21 protein-coding genes and 1 tRNA gene are annotated in these 22717 nt (G+C 45.8%); 14 read left to right on the forward strand and 8 right to left on the reverse strand.

The genetic code is table 11. The annotated features are described in order from the left end of the window. Positions 1-45: 45 nt before the first annotated feature. On the reverse strand, positions 46-2073 hold the full coding sequence (gene rho, locus Q3C19_RS06855; RefSeq protein WP_071149130.1) for a transcription termination factor Rho: 2028 nt from the start codon (positions 2071-2073) through the stop codon (positions 46-48). 292 nt (positions 2074-2365) lie between these two features. Here rho and Q3C19_RS06860 point away from each other — a divergent pair, with 292 nt between their 5' ends. Further along, positions 2366-3202, forward strand: coding sequence for a 4Fe-4S binding protein (locus tag Q3C19_RS06860; protein WP_277122140.1), 837 nt, complete (start codon positions 2366-2368; stop codon positions 3200-3202). On the opposite strand, the gene tilS is transcribed toward Q3C19_RS06860, so the two are convergent. Then, on the reverse strand, positions 3192-4469 hold the full coding sequence (tilS, locus tag Q3C19_RS06865; RefSeq protein ID WP_302728144.1) for a tRNA lysidine(34) synthetase TilS: 1278 nt from the start codon (positions 4467-4469) through the stop codon (positions 3192-3194). The genes Q3C19_RS06860 and tilS overlap by 11 nt on opposite strands. Positions 4470-4890: 421 nt before the next feature. Here tilS and feoB point away from each other — a divergent pair, with 421 nt between their 5' ends. The 3 genes from feoB to Q3C19_RS06885 all read left to right on the forward strand — a co-directional run bounded on the left by feoB (position 4891) and on the right by Q3C19_RS06885 (position 8357). Beyond that, a complete protein-coding gene (gene feoB, locus Q3C19_RS06870; RefSeq protein WP_071149133.1) occupies positions 4891-7362 on the forward strand; it encodes a ferrous iron transport protein B in 2472 nt (823 codons plus the stop codon). 284 nt (positions 7363-7646) lie between these two features. Continuing rightward, positions 7647-7718: transfer RNA gene (locus tag Q3C19_RS06880), tRNA-Cys, on the forward strand. A gap of 99 nt (positions 7719-7817) precedes the next feature. Beyond that, complete coding sequence (locus Q3C19_RS06885) at positions 7818-8357, forward strand: TlpA disulfide reductase family protein (RefSeq protein WP_302728147.1); 540 nt, start codon at positions 7818-7820, stop codon at positions 8355-8357. 19 nt (positions 8358-8376) lie between these two features. Here Q3C19_RS06885 and Q3C19_RS06890 read toward each other — a convergent pair whose 3' ends face one another. The 4 genes from Q3C19_RS06890 to Q3C19_RS06905 all read right to left on the reverse strand — a co-directional run bounded on the left by Q3C19_RS06890 (position 8377) and on the right by Q3C19_RS06905 (position 11351). Next, positions 8377-9108 (reverse strand): bifunctional 2-polyprenyl-6-hydroxyphenol methylase/3-demethylubiquinol 3-O-methyltransferase UbiG, encoded by a 732-nt coding sequence (locus Q3C19_RS06890; RefSeq protein WP_302728180.1) that lies wholly within the window; start codon positions 9106-9108, stop codon positions 8377-8379. A gap of 7 nt (positions 9109-9115) precedes the next feature. Next, positions 9116-9304: a hypothetical protein gene (locus tag Q3C19_RS06895; protein ID WP_022164271.1), complete on the reverse strand. Its 189-nt coding sequence runs from the start codon at positions 9302-9304 to the stop codon at positions 9116-9118. 216 nt (positions 9305-9520) lie between these two features. Continuing rightward, entirely contained in the window at positions 9521-10594 is a 1074-nt protein-coding gene (locus tag Q3C19_RS06900) for a DUF4468 domain-containing protein (protein WP_302728149.1), read from the reverse strand. Between the two features lie 28 nt (positions 10595-10622). After that, positions 10623-11351: an MBL fold metallo-hydrolase gene (locus Q3C19_RS06905; RefSeq protein ID WP_302728151.1), complete on the reverse strand. Its 729-nt coding sequence runs from the start codon at positions 11349-11351 to the stop codon at positions 10623-10625. A gap of 279 nt (positions 11352-11630) precedes the next feature. On the opposite strand from Q3C19_RS06905, the gene Q3C19_RS06910 reads away from it, so the two are divergent. The 4 genes from Q3C19_RS06910 to queF all read left to right on the forward strand — a co-directional run bounded on the left by Q3C19_RS06910 (position 11631) and on the right by queF (position 15312). Further along, positions 11631-13094 (forward strand): OmpP1/FadL family transporter, encoded by a 1464-nt coding sequence (locus Q3C19_RS06910; protein ID WP_071149138.1) that lies wholly within the window; start codon positions 11631-11633, stop codon positions 13092-13094. A gap of 250 nt (positions 13095-13344) precedes the next feature. Then, entirely contained in the window at positions 13345-14025 is a 681-nt protein-coding gene (locus tag Q3C19_RS06915) for a queuosine precursor transporter (RefSeq protein ID WP_071149139.1), read from the forward strand. 116 nt (positions 14026-14141) lie between these two features. Then, entirely contained in the window at positions 14142-14798 is a 657-nt protein-coding gene (gene queC / locus Q3C19_RS06920; RefSeq protein ID WP_302728154.1) for a 7-cyano-7-deazaguanine synthase QueC, read from the forward strand. A gap of 58 nt (positions 14799-14856) precedes the next feature. After that, a complete protein-coding gene (queF, locus tag Q3C19_RS06925) occupies positions 14857-15312 on the forward strand; it encodes a preQ(1) synthase (RefSeq protein ID WP_022164277.1) in 456 nt (151 codons plus the stop codon). A gap of 28 nt (positions 15313-15340) precedes the next feature. Here the strand turns inward: queF and Q3C19_RS06930 are convergent, their stop codons facing one another. Continuing rightward, complete coding sequence (locus tag Q3C19_RS06930) at positions 15341-16066, reverse strand: RDD family protein (RefSeq protein WP_302728156.1); 726 nt, start codon at positions 16064-16066, stop codon at positions 15341-15343. Between the two features lie 103 nt (positions 16067-16169). On the opposite strand from Q3C19_RS06930, the gene Q3C19_RS06935 reads away from it, so the two are divergent. The 6 genes from Q3C19_RS06935 to Q3C19_RS06960 are packed head-to-tail and all read left to right on the forward strand — an operon-like array spanning position 16170 to position 22250. After that, on the forward strand, positions 16170-17132 hold the full coding sequence (locus Q3C19_RS06935; RefSeq protein WP_277122121.1) for a stage II sporulation protein M: 963 nt from the start codon (positions 16170-16172) through the stop codon (positions 17130-17132). Next, positions 17113-18060: a hypothetical protein gene (locus Q3C19_RS06940; RefSeq protein WP_302728159.1), complete on the forward strand. Its 948-nt coding sequence runs from the start codon at positions 17113-17115 to the stop codon at positions 18058-18060. The genes Q3C19_RS06935 and Q3C19_RS06940 overlap by 20 nt, the downstream gene beginning before the upstream one ends. Positions 18061-18077: 17 nt before the next feature. Beyond that, positions 18078-18695, forward strand: a complete 618-nt coding sequence (locus tag Q3C19_RS06945; protein ID WP_302728161.1) for a DUF4129 domain-containing protein — start codon at positions 18078-18080, stop codon at positions 18693-18695. Continuing rightward, positions 18692-19948, forward strand: a complete 1257-nt coding sequence (locus tag Q3C19_RS06950) for a DUF4350 domain-containing protein (protein ID WP_302728163.1) — start codon at positions 18692-18694, stop codon at positions 19946-19948. The genes Q3C19_RS06945 and Q3C19_RS06950 overlap by 4 nt, the downstream gene beginning before the upstream one ends. After that, the gene (locus Q3C19_RS06955) at positions 19945-20910 is read left to right on the forward strand and encodes a MoxR family ATPase (protein WP_302728165.1); all 966 of its coding nucleotides are present in this window, start codon (positions 19945-19947) and stop codon (positions 20908-20910) included. The genes Q3C19_RS06950 and Q3C19_RS06955 overlap by 4 nt, the downstream gene beginning before the upstream one ends. 32 nt (positions 20911-20942) lie before the next feature. Beyond that, positions 20943-22250 carry a DUF58 domain-containing protein gene (locus Q3C19_RS06960; RefSeq protein ID WP_287641242.1) on the forward strand — a complete coding sequence of 436 codons (1308 nt, stop codon included), beginning with the start codon at positions 20943-20945 and terminating at the stop codon, positions 22248-22250. Between the two features lie 276 nt (positions 22251-22526). Here Q3C19_RS06960 and Q3C19_RS06965 read toward each other — a convergent pair. Beyond that, the coding region (locus Q3C19_RS06965) for a hypothetical protein (RefSeq protein WP_302728168.1) at positions 22527-22717 on the reverse strand (191 nt) is incomplete at its 5' end.

Raw genomic sequence — 22717 nt, forward strand, 5'->3', positions numbered from 1 at the left:
GATTATACGTATTCGTTAATATTTCGACGATAGGCTGTCTTTGTATCAGCTGTTCATACTCATCAGGAACTCGTCGTTGTCTTTGGTTTTCTCCAGACGGTCTTTTACGAAGTCCATGGCTTCTATCGGAGTCATGTCGGCCAAGTACTTGCGTAGAATCCACATGCGGTCGAGTGTCTGCTTGTCCTGAAGCAGGTCGTCGCGACGAGTGCTCGATGCAACGATGTTGACAGCCGGGAAGATACGCTTGTTGGACAGGTTGCGATCGAGTTGCAACTCCATGTTACCTGTACCTTTGAATTCTTCAAAGATTACCTCGTCCATCTTCGATCCCGTGTCGATAAGTGCTGTGGCCAGGATAGTAAGCGAACCACCGCCTTCGATGTTACGTGCGGCACCGAAGAAGCGTTTAGGCTTGTGCAATGCATTGGCGTCGACACCTCCCGAAAGCACTTTACCAGAAGCCGGTGATACGGTGTTGTAGGCGCGGGCCAGTCGGGTGATAGAATCGAGGAAGATGACAACATCGTGTCCGCATTCTACCAGTCGTTTGGCTTTCTCCAATACGATGCCGGCAATCTTGACGTGGCGTTCGGCCGGTTCGTCGAAGGTAGAAGCGATGACCTCGGCATTGACCGTACGTGCCATGTCGGTTACTTCTTCCGGGCGCTCGTCGATGAGCAGCATGATCATGTATACTTCCGGATGGTTGGCGGCGATGGCGTTGGCAATGTCTTTCATCAGGATGGTCTTACCCGTCTTGGGCTGTGCTACGATAAGAGCACGCTGTCCCTTTCCGATGGGAGCAAAGAGGTCGACTACACGGGCTGATAAAGAGTCGGAGTAACCGCCTTTGCACAACTTGAACTTTTCATCGGGGAAGAGTGGGGTAAGGTGTTCGAACGGCACGCGGTCGCGTATGAATGCCGGGTCGCGTCCGTTGATCTTAGAGACCTTAACCAGCGGGAAATATTTTTCACCTTCCTTGGGAGGACGGATAACACCGTCGACCACATCACCAGTCTTCAGACCGAAGAGTTTGATTTGGGATTGTGATACGTAGATGTCGTCGGGCGATGACAGGTAGTTGTAATCGGACGAGCGCAGGAATCCGTATCCGTCTTGCATAATTTCCAGTACGCCGGTACCGGTCAGGATGTCGTCGAATTCGTATGCTTTCTCGCGTTCGGGCTGTTTGCGTTCCTGTGCAGCAGCGTTTTCGTTTGTATTTTGCTGTTGTGCAGGACGTTGTTGTGCCTGACGCTGATTGTTGTTATTATTGTTGTTGTTATTATTGTTGTTACGGTTGTTGTCGCGCTGACGGATGCGGGGACGCTGTTGCTGAGGCTGAGGCGTCTGCACCGGTTCGGCAGCAGGTACAGGAGGTTCGGCTTTGGTAGCCTCGAACTTTCCGATCAACTCGGACGGGAGCTCGAATTTATCTGTAGGAAGGTCTTCTATGGGGATAAAGTCGTCGTTGGCTTCGGCTATGATGGGGCTTTCGTCCTGTACGGCATTTTTTTCTTTGATGCTTTCTGCTTCAGGTTGCTGCGTTTCAGGCTTCATTTCCAGTTCGTCAGCCGGTGCGACTGTTGTCTCTTTGTCGGCAGTGGTTTCCGATTTGGCTTTGCGTGGCCGTCCGCGTCGTTTGGCAGCGGTGGATGTTTCTGCGTTTTCAGTGCTTGCTGCCGGTTCGGTTGTTTCTTCGTCAGCTTTCGGGGCTGTTGTGGTGGTGGCAACTTGGATGCTTACTTCGCTTGGGGCTTTTTCAGCTTTGTTGGCCTTTTTAGTGTTTTCTTTATTGGCTGTTTCTTCGTTTTTATTGGTTGCGGGCGCTTTCTCGCTATTTTCCTTCTTGTTGGAGCGTGGGCGTTTTTGTTTTTCTACTTTACGCTCTTCTTTCAGCTTGTCTGCTGCTACTTTTTTGGTAGCACCGGCAATGGCTTGCTCATCAAGTATTTTGTAAACCAGATCTTCTTTCTTGAGCGAATCTGTTTTTTTAATACCTAATTCTTTGGCAATAGCTTGTAGTTCCGACAGACTTTTGTCGTTTAATTGAATAATGTTATACATATAGTATATGTGTGATTGGTTAAAATTCTAGTTTTGAAAGATTACAGTCGCCAAGCTGCTCTGTTTGTTGGGGCAACGTCGGCAATGTACCTTATATTTTTATGATTTAATTGGGATATGTTATATTGAATCGGAAATCAGACAGGCATTTCCTGCCGCAACAGGATATTTCCGCATCTTTCAACGGCACAAAGATAATAATTATTTTTGGTTTTGTAAGCGGATTGTGTTTTTTTAATTTTAAAACTTTACCTTTGCCTTACTGTTTTTCAACCTATAAATTATTTTGCAAATGGATATAAAGGACGTTTATCAGATAACTTTTTCGCCTACAGGCACATCCAGACGGGTGGCCGAAGCGATTGTCAGAGGAACGGGTATCGAGCGTGTGACTGTGGCAGACGTGACGCTGGAGACGGAGAAATCGTTGACGGTTCCGCGTCAGGCGCTTGCCGTGTTTGCGGTGCCGGTGTACGGAGGCCATGTGGCTCCGCTGGCACTGGAGCGTATGAAGGACATACGTTCGGACGAAGGGGCTCCGGCAGTGGTTGTGGTTGTGTACGGAAACCGTGCATACGAAAAGGCTTTGCAAGAACTTGACGCTTTTGTGTCGGCGCGCGGATTCAAGGTGATTGCGGGCGGCACGTTTATTGGTGAACATTCGTACAGCAATGAGCAATACCCCATTGCGGCGGGGCGTCCGGACGCGGCTGATGTAGAGTATGCCGAACAGTTCGGCATGAAGTTGCAGACAAAGATTGCTTCGGCAGCCGATATGGAACATTTGTATCCGGTGGACGTGACGAAGATTTTGCGGCCGCGCCAGCCGTTCTTCCCCCTGTTGCGCTTTGTGCGTAAGGTTGTGAAGCTGCGCAAGAGCGGGATGCCCATGCCGCGTACGCCCGAGGTGGATGCGGAGCGTTGCAACCACTGTGGCTACTGCGCGAAGCATTGCCCCGCCGGTGCCATAGTGAAGGGTGACGAGTGTCATACGCTGGCCGATAAGTGCATCCGCTGTTGTGCCTGCGTGAAAGGATGTCCGCAAAAGGCCCGCAGTTACGATACGCCGTTTGCCGAGATGCTTTCCACCTGTTTCCAGCGCGAAAAGGAAAACCGGATTATCTTGTAAGCAGTTTTACGATCAGTATTTTCCGGGTATGTTCGTCTACCCGGTAGCGGTTGTCTGTCCGTTCGCCTACCAGCCAGATGATGTCGTTGCCACAGCACAGCACCCACTGCTGTTCTTTCTGCACGAGGGAGAACTTGCGGTCGGTCAGATAATCGCTTACCTTCTTTTTCCCTTTCATGCCGAAGGGGACAAACGTGTCTCCCTGCCTCCAAAGGCGCAGGTCAAGCGGATGTTGTATCTTCCCGGCATCGAAGCAAGCGGTATTCTTGTCGCGGGGGATGGGGAAACCGGGGTAGTAATCCTGTTCTTCGGTTTGCAACTGGGGTGGACGGGCCGTGTGTTGCCGGTTCTCGATGAGCAGGTATTCGCGGTCCTTCACGACTTTCCATTCGGGAGCGATGAATACTTTTCCCGACTGTCCTGTGAGCGAAGCAAAGATGTCGTCGATTTGTGCGTGGTTAAAGCCCAGCGGAGCCAGCAGCTCGAACAGCAGTGTGGCGGGCGAAGGTTCCTGTAGCAGCAGAGGGATGCTGATTTGGCTGCCGTCGTATACGCGCTGCCGTCCTTCGTCTATACCTTTCTTATATATATAATAGGTGTCGTCCAGGTGGCGGGCGGTTTGCAGGATACTTTCTTTCACCGAGGGATTGATTTGCTGTAGCAGTGGCAGGATGTTCAGGCGTATTTTGTTGCGCGTATATTCGTCGTGCAGGTTGGTGCTGTCGGTGGCGTAGTCCTGGCCGATGCCGTGCAGGTAGTCGGTGATGTCCGTCCGCGACAGGCAGAGCAGAGGACGTACGATGCGGCCGTTCCGGGCGCGTATGCCTCGCAGTCCGTTGATGCCGGTGCCACGTATCAGGTTCAGCAGAAAGGTTTCTACGCTGTCGTCGCCATGATGGGCCACGGCGATGAGGTCGGCTCCGCAGGCAAGGCGTGTCTGTTCGAACCATTCGTAGCGCAGTTCGCGGGCAGCCATTTCGATGGAGATATGCCGCTGGGCGGCAACCTGCGTGGTGTCGAAGTGGGTGACGTGCAGCGGCACTTGCAGCCGGAGGCACAACTGGCGTACAAAGTTCTCGTCGCGGTCCGATTCGGCTCCGCGCAAGTGGAAGTTGCAGTGTGCGGCCTCGCACGAATAGCCCAGTTGCAGCAGCACTCTTAGCAGCGCCACGGAGTCGGCACCGCCACTCAAGGCTACAAGCAACTTCTCGTGTGGGGCGAAAAGCTGTTCCTTCTCAATGTATTGCTTTACTTTTCCTGTTATCATGCAGCAAATATACGATAGAATTTTGCTTTTCGTATCGCTCTGTTAGTTTATATTTATTACTTTTATGGTGGTCGGTGTGCAAAATGCTGTGTATCAGTCGTGTATCTGGTCTCTGCTAATCCTTCAGCACTGGTCTGTCACAGTCGTATACTTAGGGTGCCTCGGTCGTATACTTAGGCTATCTCTGTCGTATACTTAGGGTATCTCAGTCGTATACTTAGGTACACTCGGCATACAAAGGTACTTTTCTCCATATTGCTTGTAAAGATATATGCTTGCCGGATGCAACTGTCACGATGGTAACTGCTGGCCGAAAAGTGGCGGTTATTTAAAAACATTCTAAATTATTTGTAGGCTACCGCTGAATGAACTATCTTTGTGGGCGGAAAATGTGGTATAATTAAGACGAAATATAGAAGTTATGCGTTTATCCGAACTGAAGACCGGTGAGAAAGGTGTGATAGTGAAAGTGTTAGGCCACGGTGGTTTCCGCAAGCGGATTGTGGAAATGGGCTTCATCAAAGGCAAGACCGTGGAGGTAGTTCTGAATGCTCCGCTGAGAGACCCTATCAAATACCGGGTGCTGGGATACGAAATCTCGTTGCGCCGGCAGGAAGCCGAAATGATTGAGGTAGTCAGCGAACAGGAAGCCAGGGAACAGTCCGTCGGGCTGGACTATCATAAGGGTGTCAGCGAAGACATCCACCTGAGTGACGAAGAGATGAAGCGCATCGCGCTGGGTAAACGCCGCACCATCAACGTGGCCTTGGTCGGCAATCCGAACTGCGGCAAGACCTCCTTGTTCAACATCGCATCCGGCTCGCACGAACATGTGGGCAACTATAGCGGCGTTACGGTCGATGCCAAGGAAGGCTATTTCGACTTCCAGGGTTACCACTTCCGCATCGTCGACCTGCCGGGCACGTACTCCCTCTCGGCTTACTCTCCCGAAGAGATATACGTACGCCGCCACATCATCGACGAAACGCCCGACATCATCATCAATGTGGTCGATGCTTCGAATCTGGAGCGTAACCTCTATCTTACCACCCAGCTGATAGACATGAACGTGCGCATGGTCATTGCGCTCAACATGTTCGACGAGCTGGAAGCCAGCGGAAATACCCTCGACTACCTGAAGCTGAGCGAACTGATCGGTGTGCCGATGGTGCCCACCGTATGCCGTACCAGCAAGGGGGTCGACACCTTGTTCCATGTCATCATCGGCATGTACGAAGGAGGAGACTTTCTGGGCAAAGACGGAAAAATACGGCCCGACATCCTGAACGACCTGCGAAACTGGCACAAGGAATACGTGCCCGACCATGACTATGGCAGCCACAAGGAAGAACACGAACATCCCAACGGCTTCTTCCGCCACATCCACATCAACCACGGTCCCGAACTGGAGCGCAGCATCGACGAGGTGAAGCGCATCATCAGCGTCAACGAAAATATCCGCCACAAGTATTCGACCCGTTTTCTGGCCATCAAGCTGCTGGAGAACGACAAGGAACTGGAGAAGATGGTGGCCGACCTGCCCAACGGACAGGACATACTGAATGTGCGCGACAAAGAAGAGCAACGCCTGCGCAACTCCATCGGTGAAGACAGTGAGCAGGCTATCACGGATGCGAAGTACGGATTCATATCGGGTGCCCTGAAGGAGACGTACGTCGATAACCACATGGACCGCGAACGCACCACCCGCGTTATCGACTCCATCGTCACCCACCGCATCTGGGGATATCCAATTTTCTTCCTGTTCCTTTACATCATGTTTCAGGCAACGTTCGTACTGGGTGAATATCCGATGCAAGGCATCGAATGGCTGGTCGACGCGTTAGGTGGTCTGATACGCAACAACATGGCCGAAGGACCACTGAAGGACATGCTGGTCGACGGAATAATAGGCGGTGTGGGCGGTGTGATTGTCTTCCTGCCCAACATCCTGATACTGTATTTTTTCATTTCGCTGATGGAAGACTCGGGCTACATGGCGCGTGCGGCATTCATCATGGACAAGATCATGCACAAGATGGGGTTGCACGGGAAGTCGTTCATACCGCTCATCATGGGCTTTGGCTGTAACGTGCCGGCCATCATGGCATCGCGCACCATTGAGAACCGCAAGAGCCGTCTTATCACCATGCTCATCACTCCGCTGATGTCGTGCAGTGCCCGTCTGCCTATCTATCTGGTACTGGTAGGAGCCTTCTTCCCCCACAACGCCAGTCTGGTCATGCTGGCCATCTATGCCATCGGCATCCTGCTGGCCGTGCTGATGGCGCGCCTCTTCAGCCGATTCCTGGTCAAGGGCGACGATACTCCGTTCGTCATGGAGCTGCCTCCTTACCGCCTTCCTACTTCGAAGTCCATCTTCCGCCATACGTGGGAGAAAGGTGCCCAGTATTTGCGCAAGATGGGAGGCATCATCATGGTAGCGTCGATTGTCATCTGGGCATTGGGGTATTATCCCAGCCACGATTCGTACAGCACGGTAGCCGAACAGCAGGAAAACTCGTACATCGGCATGATAGGAAAAGCAATAGAACCGGTCATTGAGCCGCTGGGATTCGACTGGAAGTTGGGAGTAGGTATACTTTCCGGCGTAGGAGCGAAGGAGTTGGTCGTAAGTACCTTGGGTATACTCTACACGGACGATGCCGAGGCCGACGCCGCCAGTCTGGGCGAACGCATACCGATCACCCCGCTGGTAGCCTTCTGTTATATGGTCTTCGTCCTGATATACTTCCCCTGTATAGCCACACTGGCGGCCATTAAGGGAGAGTCGGGAAGCTGGAAGTGGGGACTGTTTACGGCAGTATACACCACAGTGCTTGCCTGGATTGTAGCCTTTGTTGTTCATCAGGTGGGAGGACTGTTGTTATGAGCCATTGGCAAGAATGGGTAGTAGCACTGCTACTTTTGTGCTGTCTGTACTGGATAGGCCGACGGATTCGTATGTTTTTTCGCCGGATGAATGAAAAAAACAATCCGTGCGCAAACTGTGTAACGGGCTGTGACATAAAGAGATTATACGATGAGAAGCGTTCGGCTTGCGGTAAAAACCAAAAAATATCGAAGAAAAAATGCTGCGGATAGTTGGTAATTAGAAAAAATGCATTACCTTTGCAACCGCAATCGAGAAACAAGAGAGTTTCGCCGAAACAAAACGGTACCTTGGATGAGTGGCTTAGTCAGCGGTCTGCAAAACCGTGTACGGCAGTTCGAATCTGCCAGGTACCTCAGAACAGAAGCACATGCAACGATGTGCTTCTGTTTTTTTATGCCTTTTCCTTTCCCTGTTAGTTGTGCAAGACATTCCTATTTACTATATTTGTAGGCATGAAAACAAGAGTAAATATTCTGATAGCGTCTTTATTGCTCGTGTGCAGCGCATTGATGGCACAGGAGAAGGTAGTAGCCGACAGTACGGGCTACATTGTCAAGGTAGGGGATATGGCCCCGGATTTCAGCATGCAGTTGACCGACGGGAAGACAGTAACCCTGTCCGAACTTCGTGGCAAGGTGGTCATGCTGCAGTTTACGGCAAGCTGGTGTGGAGTATGCCGCAAGGAGATGCCTTTTATCGAAAAGGATATCTGGCAGAAACACCGGGCAGATGATGATTTTGCCCTGTTCGGCATCGACCGTGACGAACCGCTGGAGAAAGTGAAGGCTTTTGCCAAGTCTACGGGGGTAACCTATCCGCTGGGTTTGGATCCGGGTGCGGATATCTTTGCCCGCTACGCCCTGCGCCAGTCGGGTATCACCCGCAATGTGCTGATCGACAAGACGGGTCGTATTGTGATGTTGACCCGCTTGTACAATCTGGAAGAGTTTGCAGCCTTGGTACGTAAAATCGACGAGATGCTGTCCGAATAAACCTGCCGTCCCGCACGGGTCAGACTTGGCTGAGGCGGGCCAGGTATTCGTAATGTTTTCCTTCTTCTATCAGCTCGGCCTTGAATCCGTTTTCCGCGGCATAGTAGGAGAGGGTCTGGAAGTCGATGTACAGCCAGTCGAAAACGTCTCCTTTTACATTTTTGTACTGCATCTGAAAGTCTACTTCGCCGTAGTAGCTGTCGGCCAGGTCGATAAGGAAACTGCCGTCTTCTTCTTCGAACAGGTATTTCAGGTCGCTCGAATCCATGTAGATACATCCGCCGGGTGCAAGCAGCTGCTTCATCTTACGGAAGAATAGCGGCATGTTTTCCAGTTTGCCCACAATACCCGATCCGTTCATCAACATCAGGACGGTATCGTATGCCCCGCAGAACTGTTCGCTGAAGAGGTTGGTCTGTGTGGCCTGGCATACGCCCCTTTGCTTCATTACTTCGACGGACAGGGGAGAGATGTCGATGGCGTGCACATCTTTTCCGGCTTTTTGCAGGGCAAGGCTGTGGCAACCGCTTCCGGCGCCTACGTCCAGTATCCGTCCTGTGGCCAGCTTCAGGGCCGTCTGTTCCAGGTGGGGCATGGAGGCCTCGCTGCGAAACAATTCTTTCACGGGGATTTCGTCTTCATCGAATTGCGATGAAAACACACGCAGGCGGGCGGCTTTGCCCGAGCGGGCGTAGTCGGCTATTGCTGCCCCCATCGGGTCTTTCTCGGGTGATAGTAAGCAGGTGTTCAGCATGGAGTTATTTGCTTTTATGTCTGTTGGCACGTTTGCGACGGATTTCTGCCTTCATCTTGGCAGCTCCGGAACCGTGCAGGCCTGTGATGTAGGTTTTCTTCTTGGCTTTGGTTTTGATTTTGTTCTCTTCTTTGGGCTTGTCTTTCTTTCCTTTGAAAATGATGCCGCCCATCATGGCTTCTTCGATACTCATATGCGGAATGTTATTATTGTTTCTGGTTGCAAATATACGTATTTGCAGGATTGGTTTCTGCATGATGAAACAAAAAAGCTTCGACAGGCAAGGGGAGTTGAAACGATTCTTGCCTGTCGAAGCCTTATCTGTCAGCATCTGACTGCTGTTGGAGGAATGGTTGCGCCGCGGCAAAGCGCAGCTATGCCGCATGGACGCTGTAGCGGTACGGACCGGTTATTTGACCAGTGCTTTCACAATTTCGCCGATAAATGTGCGAGGCTGTCCTTCGAGGGGTTCCTGTGAGGGAAGTTTCTTGCACTCCAGTATGACGCTGGGTTCGTTCTGCCCGTTGGGATAGAAACGTACGGTGTAGTTTTCGGCTTTCTCCAGTTGCTCGTAAGGCTGGTCGGGTGATAGCATGGTGAATACAACAGGCTTTCCGGACATCTTGCCCAATGAGCCTCCTGCGTTGGCGGTCATGGTAGTCATGTTGAAACTGTCGGTACCGATAGCAATCACCAGTTTGCCAGCTCCCATTTGGATGAGGTCAGTTGGCAGCTGACTGGGTGTTACGTCTTTATACGAACTGGCTGAGGTTGCCGGTGTTGCAGCAACAGCAGTTGCATTACTGCTTTTGACGGTAACTTCCTGTTTGGGGGTGATAACGGTATTGCCGGTCGTATTTGCATTTCCTTCAGTATTTCCGTTGCTTTTTGCATTACTTTGTGCTGTAGTAGCACTCAGTGCGTTGGCTGCTTCTTCGAAAAGGGTGTCGGTGAAGTCAACGGTTTTTCTACGCCATTTGGCCAGTCCGCGTACTAGTTTGGTCTTCGATTTGTTCAGGGCGTATTTGTCGGAAATCCATTCTTCCGCATCATATTTTTCTTTGTCTTCACCTTCGCGGTACTCGAACCGGATTCTTTCTATACGAAGGGTACATTCTTCGGGCTGGCACAAGGCTGTGAGTGTATATATTATTTTTGTACGGTCCAGTGATAAGGCACTCGACTTGAAGACAATCCATTCTTCTCCTAGCCCGACAATCTGTCCTTCTTCTTTTTTAGTATACACTACACGGCTGTTATTCTCGTTCTTTTTCAGGCGGGCATCCATCCATTGCAGGATACGGTCGAAAACAGCATCCTGCGACATGCCGGGGATGCTGAATGTTTTGCTGAACACTACTTTTCCATTCTCTTCGGGAACGGCACCTGTCAGGTAACGGCTGTCGTCTTTCTTTTGTGCCTGCAATGCTATTGGCAGACAGAGGCAGGCTACGATAAATAAAATTCTTGTTAGTTTTTTCATAAGTGTTATATGTTTTTTGTTTTAAAATTCATGATAGTTCGAAACTTTCTCCTCGGTGCGTGATGCCGAGAAATCTGCATCCTTGGGCTTCGGCAAAAGGTTGGAAGGCGTTGCCGCCTCTGTAGTCTTCGCCGAAATGCATGGGAGCAAAAGCCGCGGTCTTTATCCGCTCAATGAACTGTCTGGCTCCACGCATGTAGTCGGTACCGATGCGGCTGTCCACGGGAAACATGGCGATGTCTATGGCAGATATTCTTTGCTGTAGGTATTTTATTTCGGCTAGGAAATCACCATCAGCTTTTCGCATGTCTTGTGGGGTAGATTCATCACCCCGGTGCCAGTTATTCAGGTCGCCGGCATGGAAAATACGTCTGTCTTGCAAGTCTATCAGAAAGGAAACGCCCGAATCGGTTGATCCACAGGCTTCGATACGGATATGATCGTCTTCGTAAATACTGCCTTTGAGGAGATAAGTTGCTTCGTCGGCCGTAGCACGTTTGTGCTTCAGTATATCCTTTGAGAATATGTATCGGATGTCTGGACGCAGTTTCTTCCAGGACAATATGTCACGGTTGAAATGGTCTGGATGAAAATGGGAAGCCAACACATACATTCTCCCTGTTTTATGAAGCAGGTAGTCATGTACAATCCCCTTTTCGAAGTTGTCTTCAGATGAGTCTTGGTAATAGTCTATAATGACTGTGACATCGTCTGCTTCGATGGCGAATCCACTATGATAGATATAATCAAGTTTCATGGATAAATGAATTTAGCAGCAATATTACGAAAAACGTCGGATAACTTTGAAGATTGTGTTGTTATTTTATGTCAAATAGAATCCGACTATGCGGCAGGCAGGTTAACAATGCTGGGATCGGGATGAATTTTTTCTTTGTTTCGTTTCATAAGAAACAATTGTTTTTTGCAAATATATGCTCTTCTGATATGTGCTTTCCTGTATATTTTTGCACACTGTGTTTGTTGGTGTGCATTTTTGTTATACCTTTGCGACCTGAAATGATTAAAAATAATTTAGATGGTGAAAAAAATCTTGATTGGCATTGCGATGCTGATCGTTTCTAATTCAACTTTCGCGGGAGATTATCTGACTAATACAAATCAGAATGCCGCGTTTCTTCGTATGATAGCCCGTGGTGCTTCGATCGATGTTGATGGTGTGTATAGCAATCCAGCCGGACTGGCTTTTCTGCCTGAAGATGGTTTTCGGGTATCGCTTACCATACAAAGTGCGTATCAGACGCGTGACATTATGGCTGTCAGCCCATTTTGGACAATGGATGGAAATAATACGTCGCGTTATTATGAGGGAAAAGCTTCGGCTCCGGTCATCCCTTCCATACATGCTGTTTATAAAAAAGGCGATTGGGCCTTTTCAGGAGGTTTTGCCATTGTTGGTGGTGGTGGAAAGGCGTCTTTTGATCATGGATTGCCGATGTTTGATGCCGCAGCCATCGGGATGGTGACAAAAGAAACGCAGGCCTTACAGCAGAACTTTGGATATCGGATGAGTCCGGACAAATATTTTATTAATTCGGCTATGGAAGGCCGCCAGTATATTTATGGCGCCCAGTTAGGACTTAGTTATAAGGTAAACGAACATATATCGGTCTTTGCAGGTGCTCGTATGAATTATTTCTCAGGTGGTTATAGTGGTTTCCTGAAAGTTGGTCTGAACGATGGGGTAGCCGAAGAAGTTGGAGCTGCTATTGTGAGCAAGCTGATGGGAGCTGGCCTTACGTTGGAGCAGGCAATGGCACAGGCTGCTGAAATTTCGGCTCCAATGATGGAGAAACTTTCGGAGTCGGGTATAGAGCTCGATTGTGATCAGTCGGGTTGGGGGTTGACACCGATTGTCGGAGTTGACGTTAAATACGGGAAGTTGAATGTAGCTGCCAAATATGAGTTTAAGGCTAATATGAATATAGAGAATAAGACCAATCGTCTGGAATATCCTTCTGCTGCGGAATCTTATATGGCACCTTTTAAGGATGGAGTAAACACACCGAGTGATGTACCGTCCATGTTGTCGGTAGCAGCCGGATACGAGATTCTGCCTTCTTTACGTGCTTCGCTCGAATATCATTTCTTCGATGATAAACATGCCGGTATGGCTGGAGGCAAGGAGAAGACATTGAAGCATGGAACTCATGAGTATTTGGCAGGAATAGAATGGGATGCAACCAAGTATCTGACACTTAGTGGTGGATATCAGAATACGAATTATGGATTGAGTGATGATTTTCAGTCGGATACCAGTTTTTCTTGTGATTCTTACTCAATAGGCTTTGGAGGGCGTATCTATCTGAGCCAGGCATTAAGTCTGGATGTAGCTTATTTCTGGACAACTTATAGTGACTATACGAAGGAAGCTCCTCGCAGAAGTTCGTTAGAGGCATTGGGGTTGCCTGTAGATGGAGATAAGGATGTATATAGCCGTACGAATAAGGTGTTTGGAGTAAGTCTGAACTATTGCTTTTGATAGCATATTCCTTTTCTTTGTTATATAATGTGCATTTGAGCATTTTGTAGTGCTGGTCCCGAAGACAGTTTTATGTCGGTTGGAACGTATTGGCACTGCAAAGTGCTCAAAGTGTATATTGTAGGGATTAACAGTTCGTCTCTTGGTAATCCCAAAAATAACTTCTACCTTTGCAGGCCGAAAACAAATAAGTATGATGCCGTGAATAGCGGTCGTGTATTCTAGGACAACCACGTAAAAAACAGGAGTTATGAAGCAAAAAGTATCTGTTCCTTTTATGCTGCTTGGCATTCTTTTCAATGTTTGCCTTATTGCAGCCAATCTTCTTGAAACTAAAGTCATTCAGGTGTGTGGCATTACGGTGACAGCCGGATTGCTTGTGTTTCCCGTTTCTTATATCATTAACGACTGCATCGCTGAGGTGTGGGGATTCCGTAAGGCGCGATTGATCATCTGGAGTGGTTTTGCCATGAATTTTTTTGTAGTGATGTTGGGCTTGGCTGCTGTAGCTTTGCCGGCGGCGCCTTTTTGGGAAGGTGAGGAGCATTTTAATTTCGTTTTTGGCATGGCGCCACGTATCGTTGTAGCCAGTTTGGCTGCATTTTTGGTCGGTTCTTTTCTTAATGCTTATGTGATGAGTAAAATGAAACTGGCCAGTGGAGGGCGTCATTTTTCGTTACGGGCCATCTTGTCCACTGTGGTAGGTGAGACGGCCGATTCACTGATTTTCTTTCCCGTAGCTTTCGGTGGTATCATTGCGTGGCAGGAATTGTTGCTGATGATGTGTATACAGATTATTCTGAAGTCGATGTATGAAGTGGTAATATTGCCGGTTACTATTCGTGTTGTCGGGCTCATAAAGAGGATCGATGGAAGTGATGTGTACGATGAGGGGATTTCGTATAAAGTCTGGAAGATCTCAGATATTTGACTATTCTTAAAAAGAGAGGATAATCTTTTTCAAAACAAAGTTGTTTAAAGCTTTGGTACACAAAGTCCTCTTGTCTGTATTGTTATAAAAGATTTCTAATATTTATTACTAAAAAGATGAATAAAGAAAGTGCATTGGTCGTGTTCAGTGGTGGGCAGGACTCAACTACTTGTCTGTTCTGGGCAAAACGTGAATTTAAGAAAGTGTATGCGCTAAGTTTCCTGTACGGACAGAAGCACCAGAAAGAAGTGGAGCTGGCGCGTGAAATAGCTCGTAAGGCTGAGGTAGAATTTGATGTAATGGATGTATCGTTTATCGGTCGGTTGGGGCATAATTCACTGACTGATCTTTCCATGACGATGGATAGTGAAAAACCGGCCGATACTTTCCCGAATACTTTTGTACCAGGACGTAATTTGTTTTTCTTAAGCATTGCAGCTGTTTATGCTCGTGAACGTGGCATTAATCATCTTGTAACAGGTGTATCGCAAACAGATTTCAGTGGTTATCCTGATTGTCGCGACGCTTTCATTAAATCGTTGAATGTGACGTTGAATCTGGCAATGGATGAGCAGTTTGTCATTCATACACCTTTGATGTGGATTGATAAGGCAGAAACATGGGCTTTGGCCGATGAATTAGGGGTACTTGACTTGGTTCGTCACGATACTCTTACGTGTTACAATGGTATTCCTGGAGACGGATGTGGTCATTGTCCGGCTTGTAAATTACGTCGTGAGGGACTGGAGAAATACTTGAATTCCCGTAAATAAGCCATTATCTTTTATTACTGTTTTATAGTTTATCATATTATTATAAAAATCTGTTGTTATGACCGAATTGAAAGACCAATTGTCTCTTTTGGGACGGAAGACTGAATATAAGCAGGATTATGCTCCTGAAGTGCTGGAGGCTTTTGACAATAAACATCCAGATAATGATTACTGGGTTCGCTTCAATTGCCCGGAGTTTACCAGCTTATGTCCTATTACGGGACAACCCGATTTTGCAGAAATACGTATTTCTTATATTCCCGATATAAAAATGGTAGAAAGCAAAAGTCTGAAACTTTATCTTTTTAGTTTTCGGAATCATGGTGCTTTTCATGAAGATTGTGTGAATATCATTATGAAGGATTTGATACGTTTGATGGATCCTAAATACATTGAAGTAACGGGTTTCTTCACTCCTCGTGGAGGAATATCTATTTATCCGTATGCCAATTACGGACGTCCCGGCACAAAATATGAGCATTTGGCCGAGCAGCGTTTGGCAAGTAGAGAATAATTTGCCATACGCATTTTTCGGGTATCAATTATATTTCTTCTAGGGCGTAATATTGATAATCGCGAAGAATTGTTTGCAGAAATTTTTCTGCGTTGTTTTCATGGGGAGTTGCTGATAGCAACTCCTTTACTTTTATTGCCAGCTGTTCCATCCGTTGTGTTCTGTTTTTCTGGTTTGACTGCAATGTACGGCTGATGACATTGATCTGTTCTAACGAAAGGTTGGCAGCTTGAGGATATGTAGGGCGATAGCCTTGACGCAGGTAATCAAACTCGTCAAGGCTTACATGAATTTTACGATAGTTTTTTTCTCTTATGACCATAGTACCTGCAGCAAGATCGCCTATGCGCTGTTTGTTATGCGTCAGTAGTATGGACAAAAGTCCGAATCCTCCGGTCAGGAACGCATCTATAGGAAACAGTAGCCAGCGTAACAGGTACGAACTGATACTGGGCGTTGATCCATCCGATTTGACCACACGTATGTTCATTAACCGCTTGCCAGGACTTTGTCCTTGATTGAATACTTCCCAAAGAAAAGCATAGCACAATACAGGTAAGTAAATTGTAACAGTGAGGACGATATACGAGATTTCGTCGGTAGGGTGAACTTTGAGATACAGTTTACTGACACCTAACAGATAAACACCAATGATGATGTAGTCGATAATCAGCGCTACCAATCGTTCGCCAATGCTGGCTGGCGTTTGACTGATTCGGACGAATTGTCCGGTAATAATAGTAGATTCTGCCATTTTCGATAAAACATTTTAGGTATCTCGTTGCAAATATATCATTATTCTCTTATTTTTGTTACCGATTTGAGTTAAAACACACAGCAGAAGTCCTTGGTTAATCATGAAAGAAGTAACGTTCATTCGTCAGAACATCGAAAGGTGGAAGCAGGCCGAAAAGGTGGTAGAACAGGCGGATCGTGTGTCGCCTGACCAGCTTGCTGACGTATATGTTGGACTGACGGCAGATTTGGCTTTCTCTCAGACTCATTTCCCTACTTCAAGAATTACAATTTATCTGAATAATTTGTCCTCGGCTTTGCATAACCGAATCTATCGGAACAAACGTGAAAAATGGTCGCGTCTGTTTACGTTCTGGAATCACGAAATACCTTGTGTGATGTATGATTCACGTCGGGAGTTATGGCTTTCTTTATTGATTTTTATGGTCAGTGTAGGCGTTGGTGTGCTTTCGGCAGCGAACGATCCGGATTTTGTTCGGCTTATTTTAGGAAATGCTTATGTGGATATGACGCTCAGTAACATCGCAGAAGGTAATCCTATGGGAGTATATGGCAGTGCGTCAGAGGTACCAATGTTCCTGGGGATTACGTTGAACAATGTGATGGTTGCTTTCAATTGTTTTGCTATGGGATTGTTGACCAGTTTCGGCACGGCATATATGCTTTTCAATAACGGTGTAATGTTGGGCGCTTTCCAGACTTTCTTTTATCAGCATGGATTGTTATGGGAGTCTGCGTTGGCAGTCTGGTTGCACGGGACACTGGAAATATGGGCTATTATTGTTGCCGGTGCTGCCGGATTGACTTTGGGAAAAGGATGGTTGTTTCCCGGAACTTATTCACGTACTGAATCTTTTCGTCGAGGAGCACGGCGAGGAGTAAAGATTGTAGTCGGTACTGTTCCAGTTTTTGTGATGGCTGGTTTTATTGAGGGATTTATAACGCGTCATACTAATCTGCCTGATGCTTTGCGGCTGGGTATTATAGTACTGTCGCTGATATTTATACTTTATTATTATATTTATTTACCGAACAGAAGACGATATGGAAACACAGAAACCTAAAATCGCAATGTATGTCCAGCGTACGTTTGGCGATAAACTGAATGCAACATTTGATTTTATCAAAGAGAATTGGAAAGTGCTGTTAAAGTATGTCACATACTTGCTGTTGCCTGTCAGTCTGATACAGGCTTTAAGCATGAATGGACTGATGGGGATGATGCTTGGAACAGCTGATCCGGCTGTGGTTGAAGCAATGTTTACCGATTCGGGGCAAGTGGTCACATTTGTTTCTTATTATGGATTGCTTTTATTGATCAGCTTAATCGGTACCAATCTGTTGGGGGCTTTGGTATATACCTTGATGAGGCTTTATAATGAACGTGAACAGCGTTTGTCAGGAATCGAATTTGGAGAATTAAAACCATTGCTTTATCGTAATTTCAAGCGATTGTTTTCGCTTACTCTGTTTGCGATATTTATGATAGTTCTGATAGGACTTGTGATTGGCGTACTGGCTTCCTTGGTATCGTCCTTTTCGGTTTTGTTTGTTTTTCTGCTGCTGTTTGTATGTTTGTTGCTATTAGCACCATTGTTGTTGTGGGGAAGTATTTATTTGTTTGAAGATATATCTCTGATGAAAGCATTTAGCAAAGCTTTTCGTCTGGGTTTTGCCACATGGGGTGGCGTTGTGTTGATGGCTATTGTGATGGGCTTTTTAGCAAGTATATTGCAGGGAGTAACGACAATGCCTTGGTACATATCTATATTGGTAAAGACATTTTTTATAGCAAGCGATGCGGGTAATGGAATAGGTACTTCTGCCGGCTATAACTTTATGCTTTATCTGTTTGGTGTTCTTCAGGCTTTCGGTGCTTATCTTGCTATGATATTCTATTTGGTAGGCCTTGCTTATCAATATGGTCATGCTGCAGAAAAAATGGATAGTGTAAGAATAGAGGAAGACATTAATCATTTTGACCAACTTTAATTTGCCTTGAAGCATAGATGAATACTTCGGCTACCGATACTTTGGCTTATAATATTGATTTGGTGAATACCTGGCAGGCAGATCCTTCATATTATTATAATCGGGAGTTGCTTACTCCTGATATAAATATTATGGAATGGCTGAGTCGTCAGATAGGGAAGTTATTGCAAGAGCTTTTCGGTAGTCGGGTAATGAGTGAATATGGCGAAGTCATTTTGATTGTACTGGTTGTTTTATTATTGCTTTTTTTAGTTTGGTTTATATATAAAAAACGTCCTTCATTATTTCTTCGTTCATATTCTCAGACAGATATTTCGTATGAGGTTTCGGAAGATACAATATATGGCATTGATTTTGAAAAGGCTATATCGCATGCGGTAACTTCAGAAAATTATCGGGAAGCCGTACGTTTGCTTTATTTACAGACGTTGAAGTTGCTGAATGATGAGGAGCGCATTGTTTGGCAGCCTTACAAAACTCCTACGCAATATATATACGAGGTGCGTATGGGAGCTTTCAGTCGTTTGACCGATCATTTTTTGCGTGTACGTTATGGTAATTTTGAAGCAACCGAAATGCTTTTCCGTTCTATGTGTGCTTTACAGAGTGAGGTGAAGAAAGGGGGTGATACATGAAAGGCAGGCACTGGTTTGTTGTAGGAATTGTTGCTTTTCTGTTGTTGATGTTCGCTATAGAGTATCGTTTGCCTAAACGTTTTGTTTGGCGTCCGACTTTTGGCCATTATGATGAGCAGCCTTTTGGGTGTGCACTTTTCGATAGCTTAGTGTCTGTTTCGGCTTCTGAAACGTATACTTTGTCCCGTAAGACGTTTTATCAGTTGGCTTCTGAAGATACATTAAAACGTAGAGGCTTTTTGGCTATTTCTGAGCACCTTGCATTGTCCGATGTTGATGTGGAAGCTTTACTTTCTATGGCAAGTCGTGGAGATAAAGTTCTGTTGGTGAGTAATTTGCTTCCGGCTCGTCTGGAAGACACGTTGAGGGTGCATGGGAATTATTCTTATTTCTATTTTAATGCATTGAAAAAACAAGCAGTCTCTTTGTTTGCTCGCGACAGTCTTATCTGGATAGCATCGCCAGGCGACTCTTTGGCATATTATTTCTATCCTCAATTGTGTGCATCGACTTTGTCTGCCGATTCAGCAGATGCAGACGTACTTGCAATAAAACATGAAGTGGTAGGTAAAAATGTGGATGGTTTGATGACTGATACCTTGCAGTATAGCCCTGTTGCATTATCTGTTCCTGTGGGGAAAGGAGAAATTATTTTAGTTTCCACTCCTTTGCTTTTTACCAATTATGGTGTGGTAGATGGAAATAATGCAGCTTATATTTTCCGAATTCTTTCGCAGATGAAAGGTTTGCCATTGGTTCGGACCGAAGCTTATGTGGATGAAACTTCACAAGCACAACAATCGCCGTTCAGATATCTTTTAGCTCATCGCCCTTTGCGCTGGGCGTTGTATCTGACGTTGACAGGAATTGTACTTTTTATGTTTTTTACGACTCGTCGTCGGCAGCGTGCTATTCCGGTTGTACGGCCTCCATTGAACAAGTCATTGGAGTTCGTTAAGTTAATAGGAACTCTGTATTTTCAGAAGAAAGACCATGCGGATTTAGTGCGTAAAAAATATATTTATTTTGCTGAAATGCTGCGCCGTTCGTTGCAGGTCGATTTGGAAGCAGTGGAAGAAGACATCCGATCTTTCGATCGAATAGCAAAGCGGACGGGTATAGATAAGGAATCAATAGCTACCCTTGTCCGTACAGTACGTAGTGTAGTGTATAGTAAGAATGCAAAGATGAGTGAGCAGCAAATGAAACGATTGATTGATAACATGAATGATATAACCAGGAATTTGTTATGAGTGAAAATAGGCTTGACCTTACATTCTTTTCTGCAAAAATCGCAGAATTGAAAAAGCAAATAGCTTCTGTGCTGGTGGGGCAGGAGCAGATTGTCGATCTTGTCCTGACTGCTATTTTAGGTAATGGACATGTGTTGATAGAAGGGGTACCGGGAGTGGCGAAGACTTTGTTGGCTCGTTTGATCTCTAAGTTGATTGATGCAGACTTTAGCCGTATTCAGTTTACTCCCGATTTGATGCCAAGCGATGTATTGGGAACCACTGTATTCAATATGCAGACAGGAGGTTTTGATTTTCATCGTGGACCTGCGTTTGCCGATATTGTGCTTGTTGATGAAATCAATCGTGCTCCAGCCAAAACGCAGGCTGCTTTATTCGAGGTAATGGAAGAACGGCAGGCCAGTATTGATGGTGTTACTTATCATATGGGAGAATTGTATACTATTCTCGCAACTCAAAATCCAGTTGAGCAAGAAGGTACTTATAAGCTTCCGGAGGCACAACTCGATCGTTTCCTTATGAAAATAACGATGGGATATCCGTCTGCTGAAGAAGAACTCGAAGTGCTTGAACGTTATCAGGCTAATGCTTCATTAGTGAAGTTGGATGAGGTGATGCCAGTACTATCTAAAAGTGAACTATTGGAGTTAAGGAGTTTGCTTGGACAAGTGTTTGTCGACCGTACTTTGTTGCAGTATATTGTACAGATAGTTCAACGAACTCGAACAGTCAAAACCATTTATCTTGGTGCATCGCCGCGTGCATCGGTTTGCATGCTTCAGGCATCTAAAGCGTATGCTTTGTTGCAGGGACGCGATTTTGTAACTCCGGAAGATATTAAGTTTGTGGCACCTTCTGTTCTTCAGCATCGTTTGATTCTGACAGCTGAAGCAGAAATGGAGGGCTATACGCCTTTGAAAATAACCCAAAGGTTGATTGATCAGATAGAAGTACCTCAGTAATGTTTTGTTTGTAATTTTTATAGCTTCAGGTTTTGTTTTTAACTTCTCGTTTTTATATAGTTTTGGTATTAATCGTCTTGTTGTTGGGCGGTGGATATGTTTTTGCACCATTGTTTGTAATTGGGCAGTGGGCATTGTTGTTATTTGCAATAATCTTGCTCGTTGACGGGTGGATGCTTTATCATGTTCGTGGTATAAAGGCTTTTAGGAAGTGCCCTGTCCGTTTCTCCAATGGTGACGACAATGCTATCTCTATTCGTGTTGAAAATTCTTATTCTTATACGGTATCAGTAGAAGTTATTGACGAAATACCTTTTGCCTTTCAGAAACGTGATGTAAACTTTCATTTGTACCTTCAGCCTCATGAGGGTAAGAATATTGATTATAGTTTGCATCCTGTCTGTCGGGGTGTTTATGATTTCGGTTTCATTCGTGTTTTTGCTTCAAGCCCGATTGGTATTTTGGCGCGACGTTATACTTGCGGCTCTTCTTGTCAGGTAAAGGTGTATCCCTCTTTTCTGATGTTACATCATTATGAGTTGCTTGCAATTGATAATCGGCTGACCGATCAAGGCATCAAGCGTATACGTAGGGTAGGGCATCATACTGAATTTGATCAGATTAAGGATTATGTAAGAGGTGATGAATTTCGTATGATTAATTGGAAAGCTACTGCAAGGCGCAATCGCTTGATGGTGAATGTGTATCAGGATGAACGTGCTCAGTCTGTCTATGCTATTATCGATAAAGGACGAATGATGCAGCAGGCTTTTCGGGGAATGACACTTCTGGATTATGCCATCAATGCAGCTTTAGTACTTGCATATATTGCTATGCGTAAGGAGGATATGTCAGGCATTGCCACATTCAATGAACGTTTCGATACTTTTATCCCAGCTTCTAAACGACAGGGACAAATGCAGGTCTTGTTAGAAGCCCTGTATAATCAGCAGACAGATTTTGGTGAAAGTGATTTTTCCTCTTTATGCGTTCATCTTGATAAGCATCTTTACAGACGTAGTTTGTTGGTGCTGTATACAAACTTCTCTGGGTTAGATAGTTTGCAACGTCAATTGCCTTATTTGCAGCAGCTTAGTCATCGGCATCGTTTGTTGGTCGTGTTTTTTGAAGATGTAGAGTTGAATGAATATATAGCAAGTTCTTCACATTCTACAGAAGATTATTACCGGCATGTGATAGCAGAAAAATTTGCTTTTGAGAAGCGGTTAATCGTATCTTCATTAAAACAGCATGGTATATTTTCATTGTTGACTACTCCAGAGAACCTTTCAGTGGATGTGATTAATAAGTATCTGGAGATAAAAACAAACTTGTTTTAGGACTATTCTCATATACCTTTTACTTTTCTCTTTTCCCTTCTTTGCCCTTTCCTTTGCGCTTTTTCGTCCCTATCTTTCCCCCTCTTTCTCTTTTTATCCCCTTTTCTGCTTCTTTTTCCTTCTCGCGCGCACATGTGAATATATAATGTGTCCCCTTTCTCTTTCCCTACGATACCTTCTATAAAAACATGTTCTACAATATATCTATAAATCAGCTATTTAGCAAAAACTTCATCAAAAAGTTGAAAAAAAGTGCTGGATATATTTGGAGCATAATTAAAAAACCACTACTTTTGCACCCGCTTTCGAGAACGAGAGCAGCGACGAAATGACATTCTGAGATATGCGGAACAAACGATTCGCAGTTTTAGATCTTTTTCTGCTTACATTCTGTAAGAAAAGTAAGCAGGAAAGGTGATCTTTGTCAAGCAACGCTTCGCAAAGAACCCCTGAAAAAGAAAAATGAA

Source organism: Bacteroides sp. ET489 (assembly GCF_030518095.1).
Lineage (GTDB): Bacteria > Bacteroidota > Bacteroidia > Bacteroidales > Bacteroidaceae > Bacteroides > Bacteroides ndongoniae.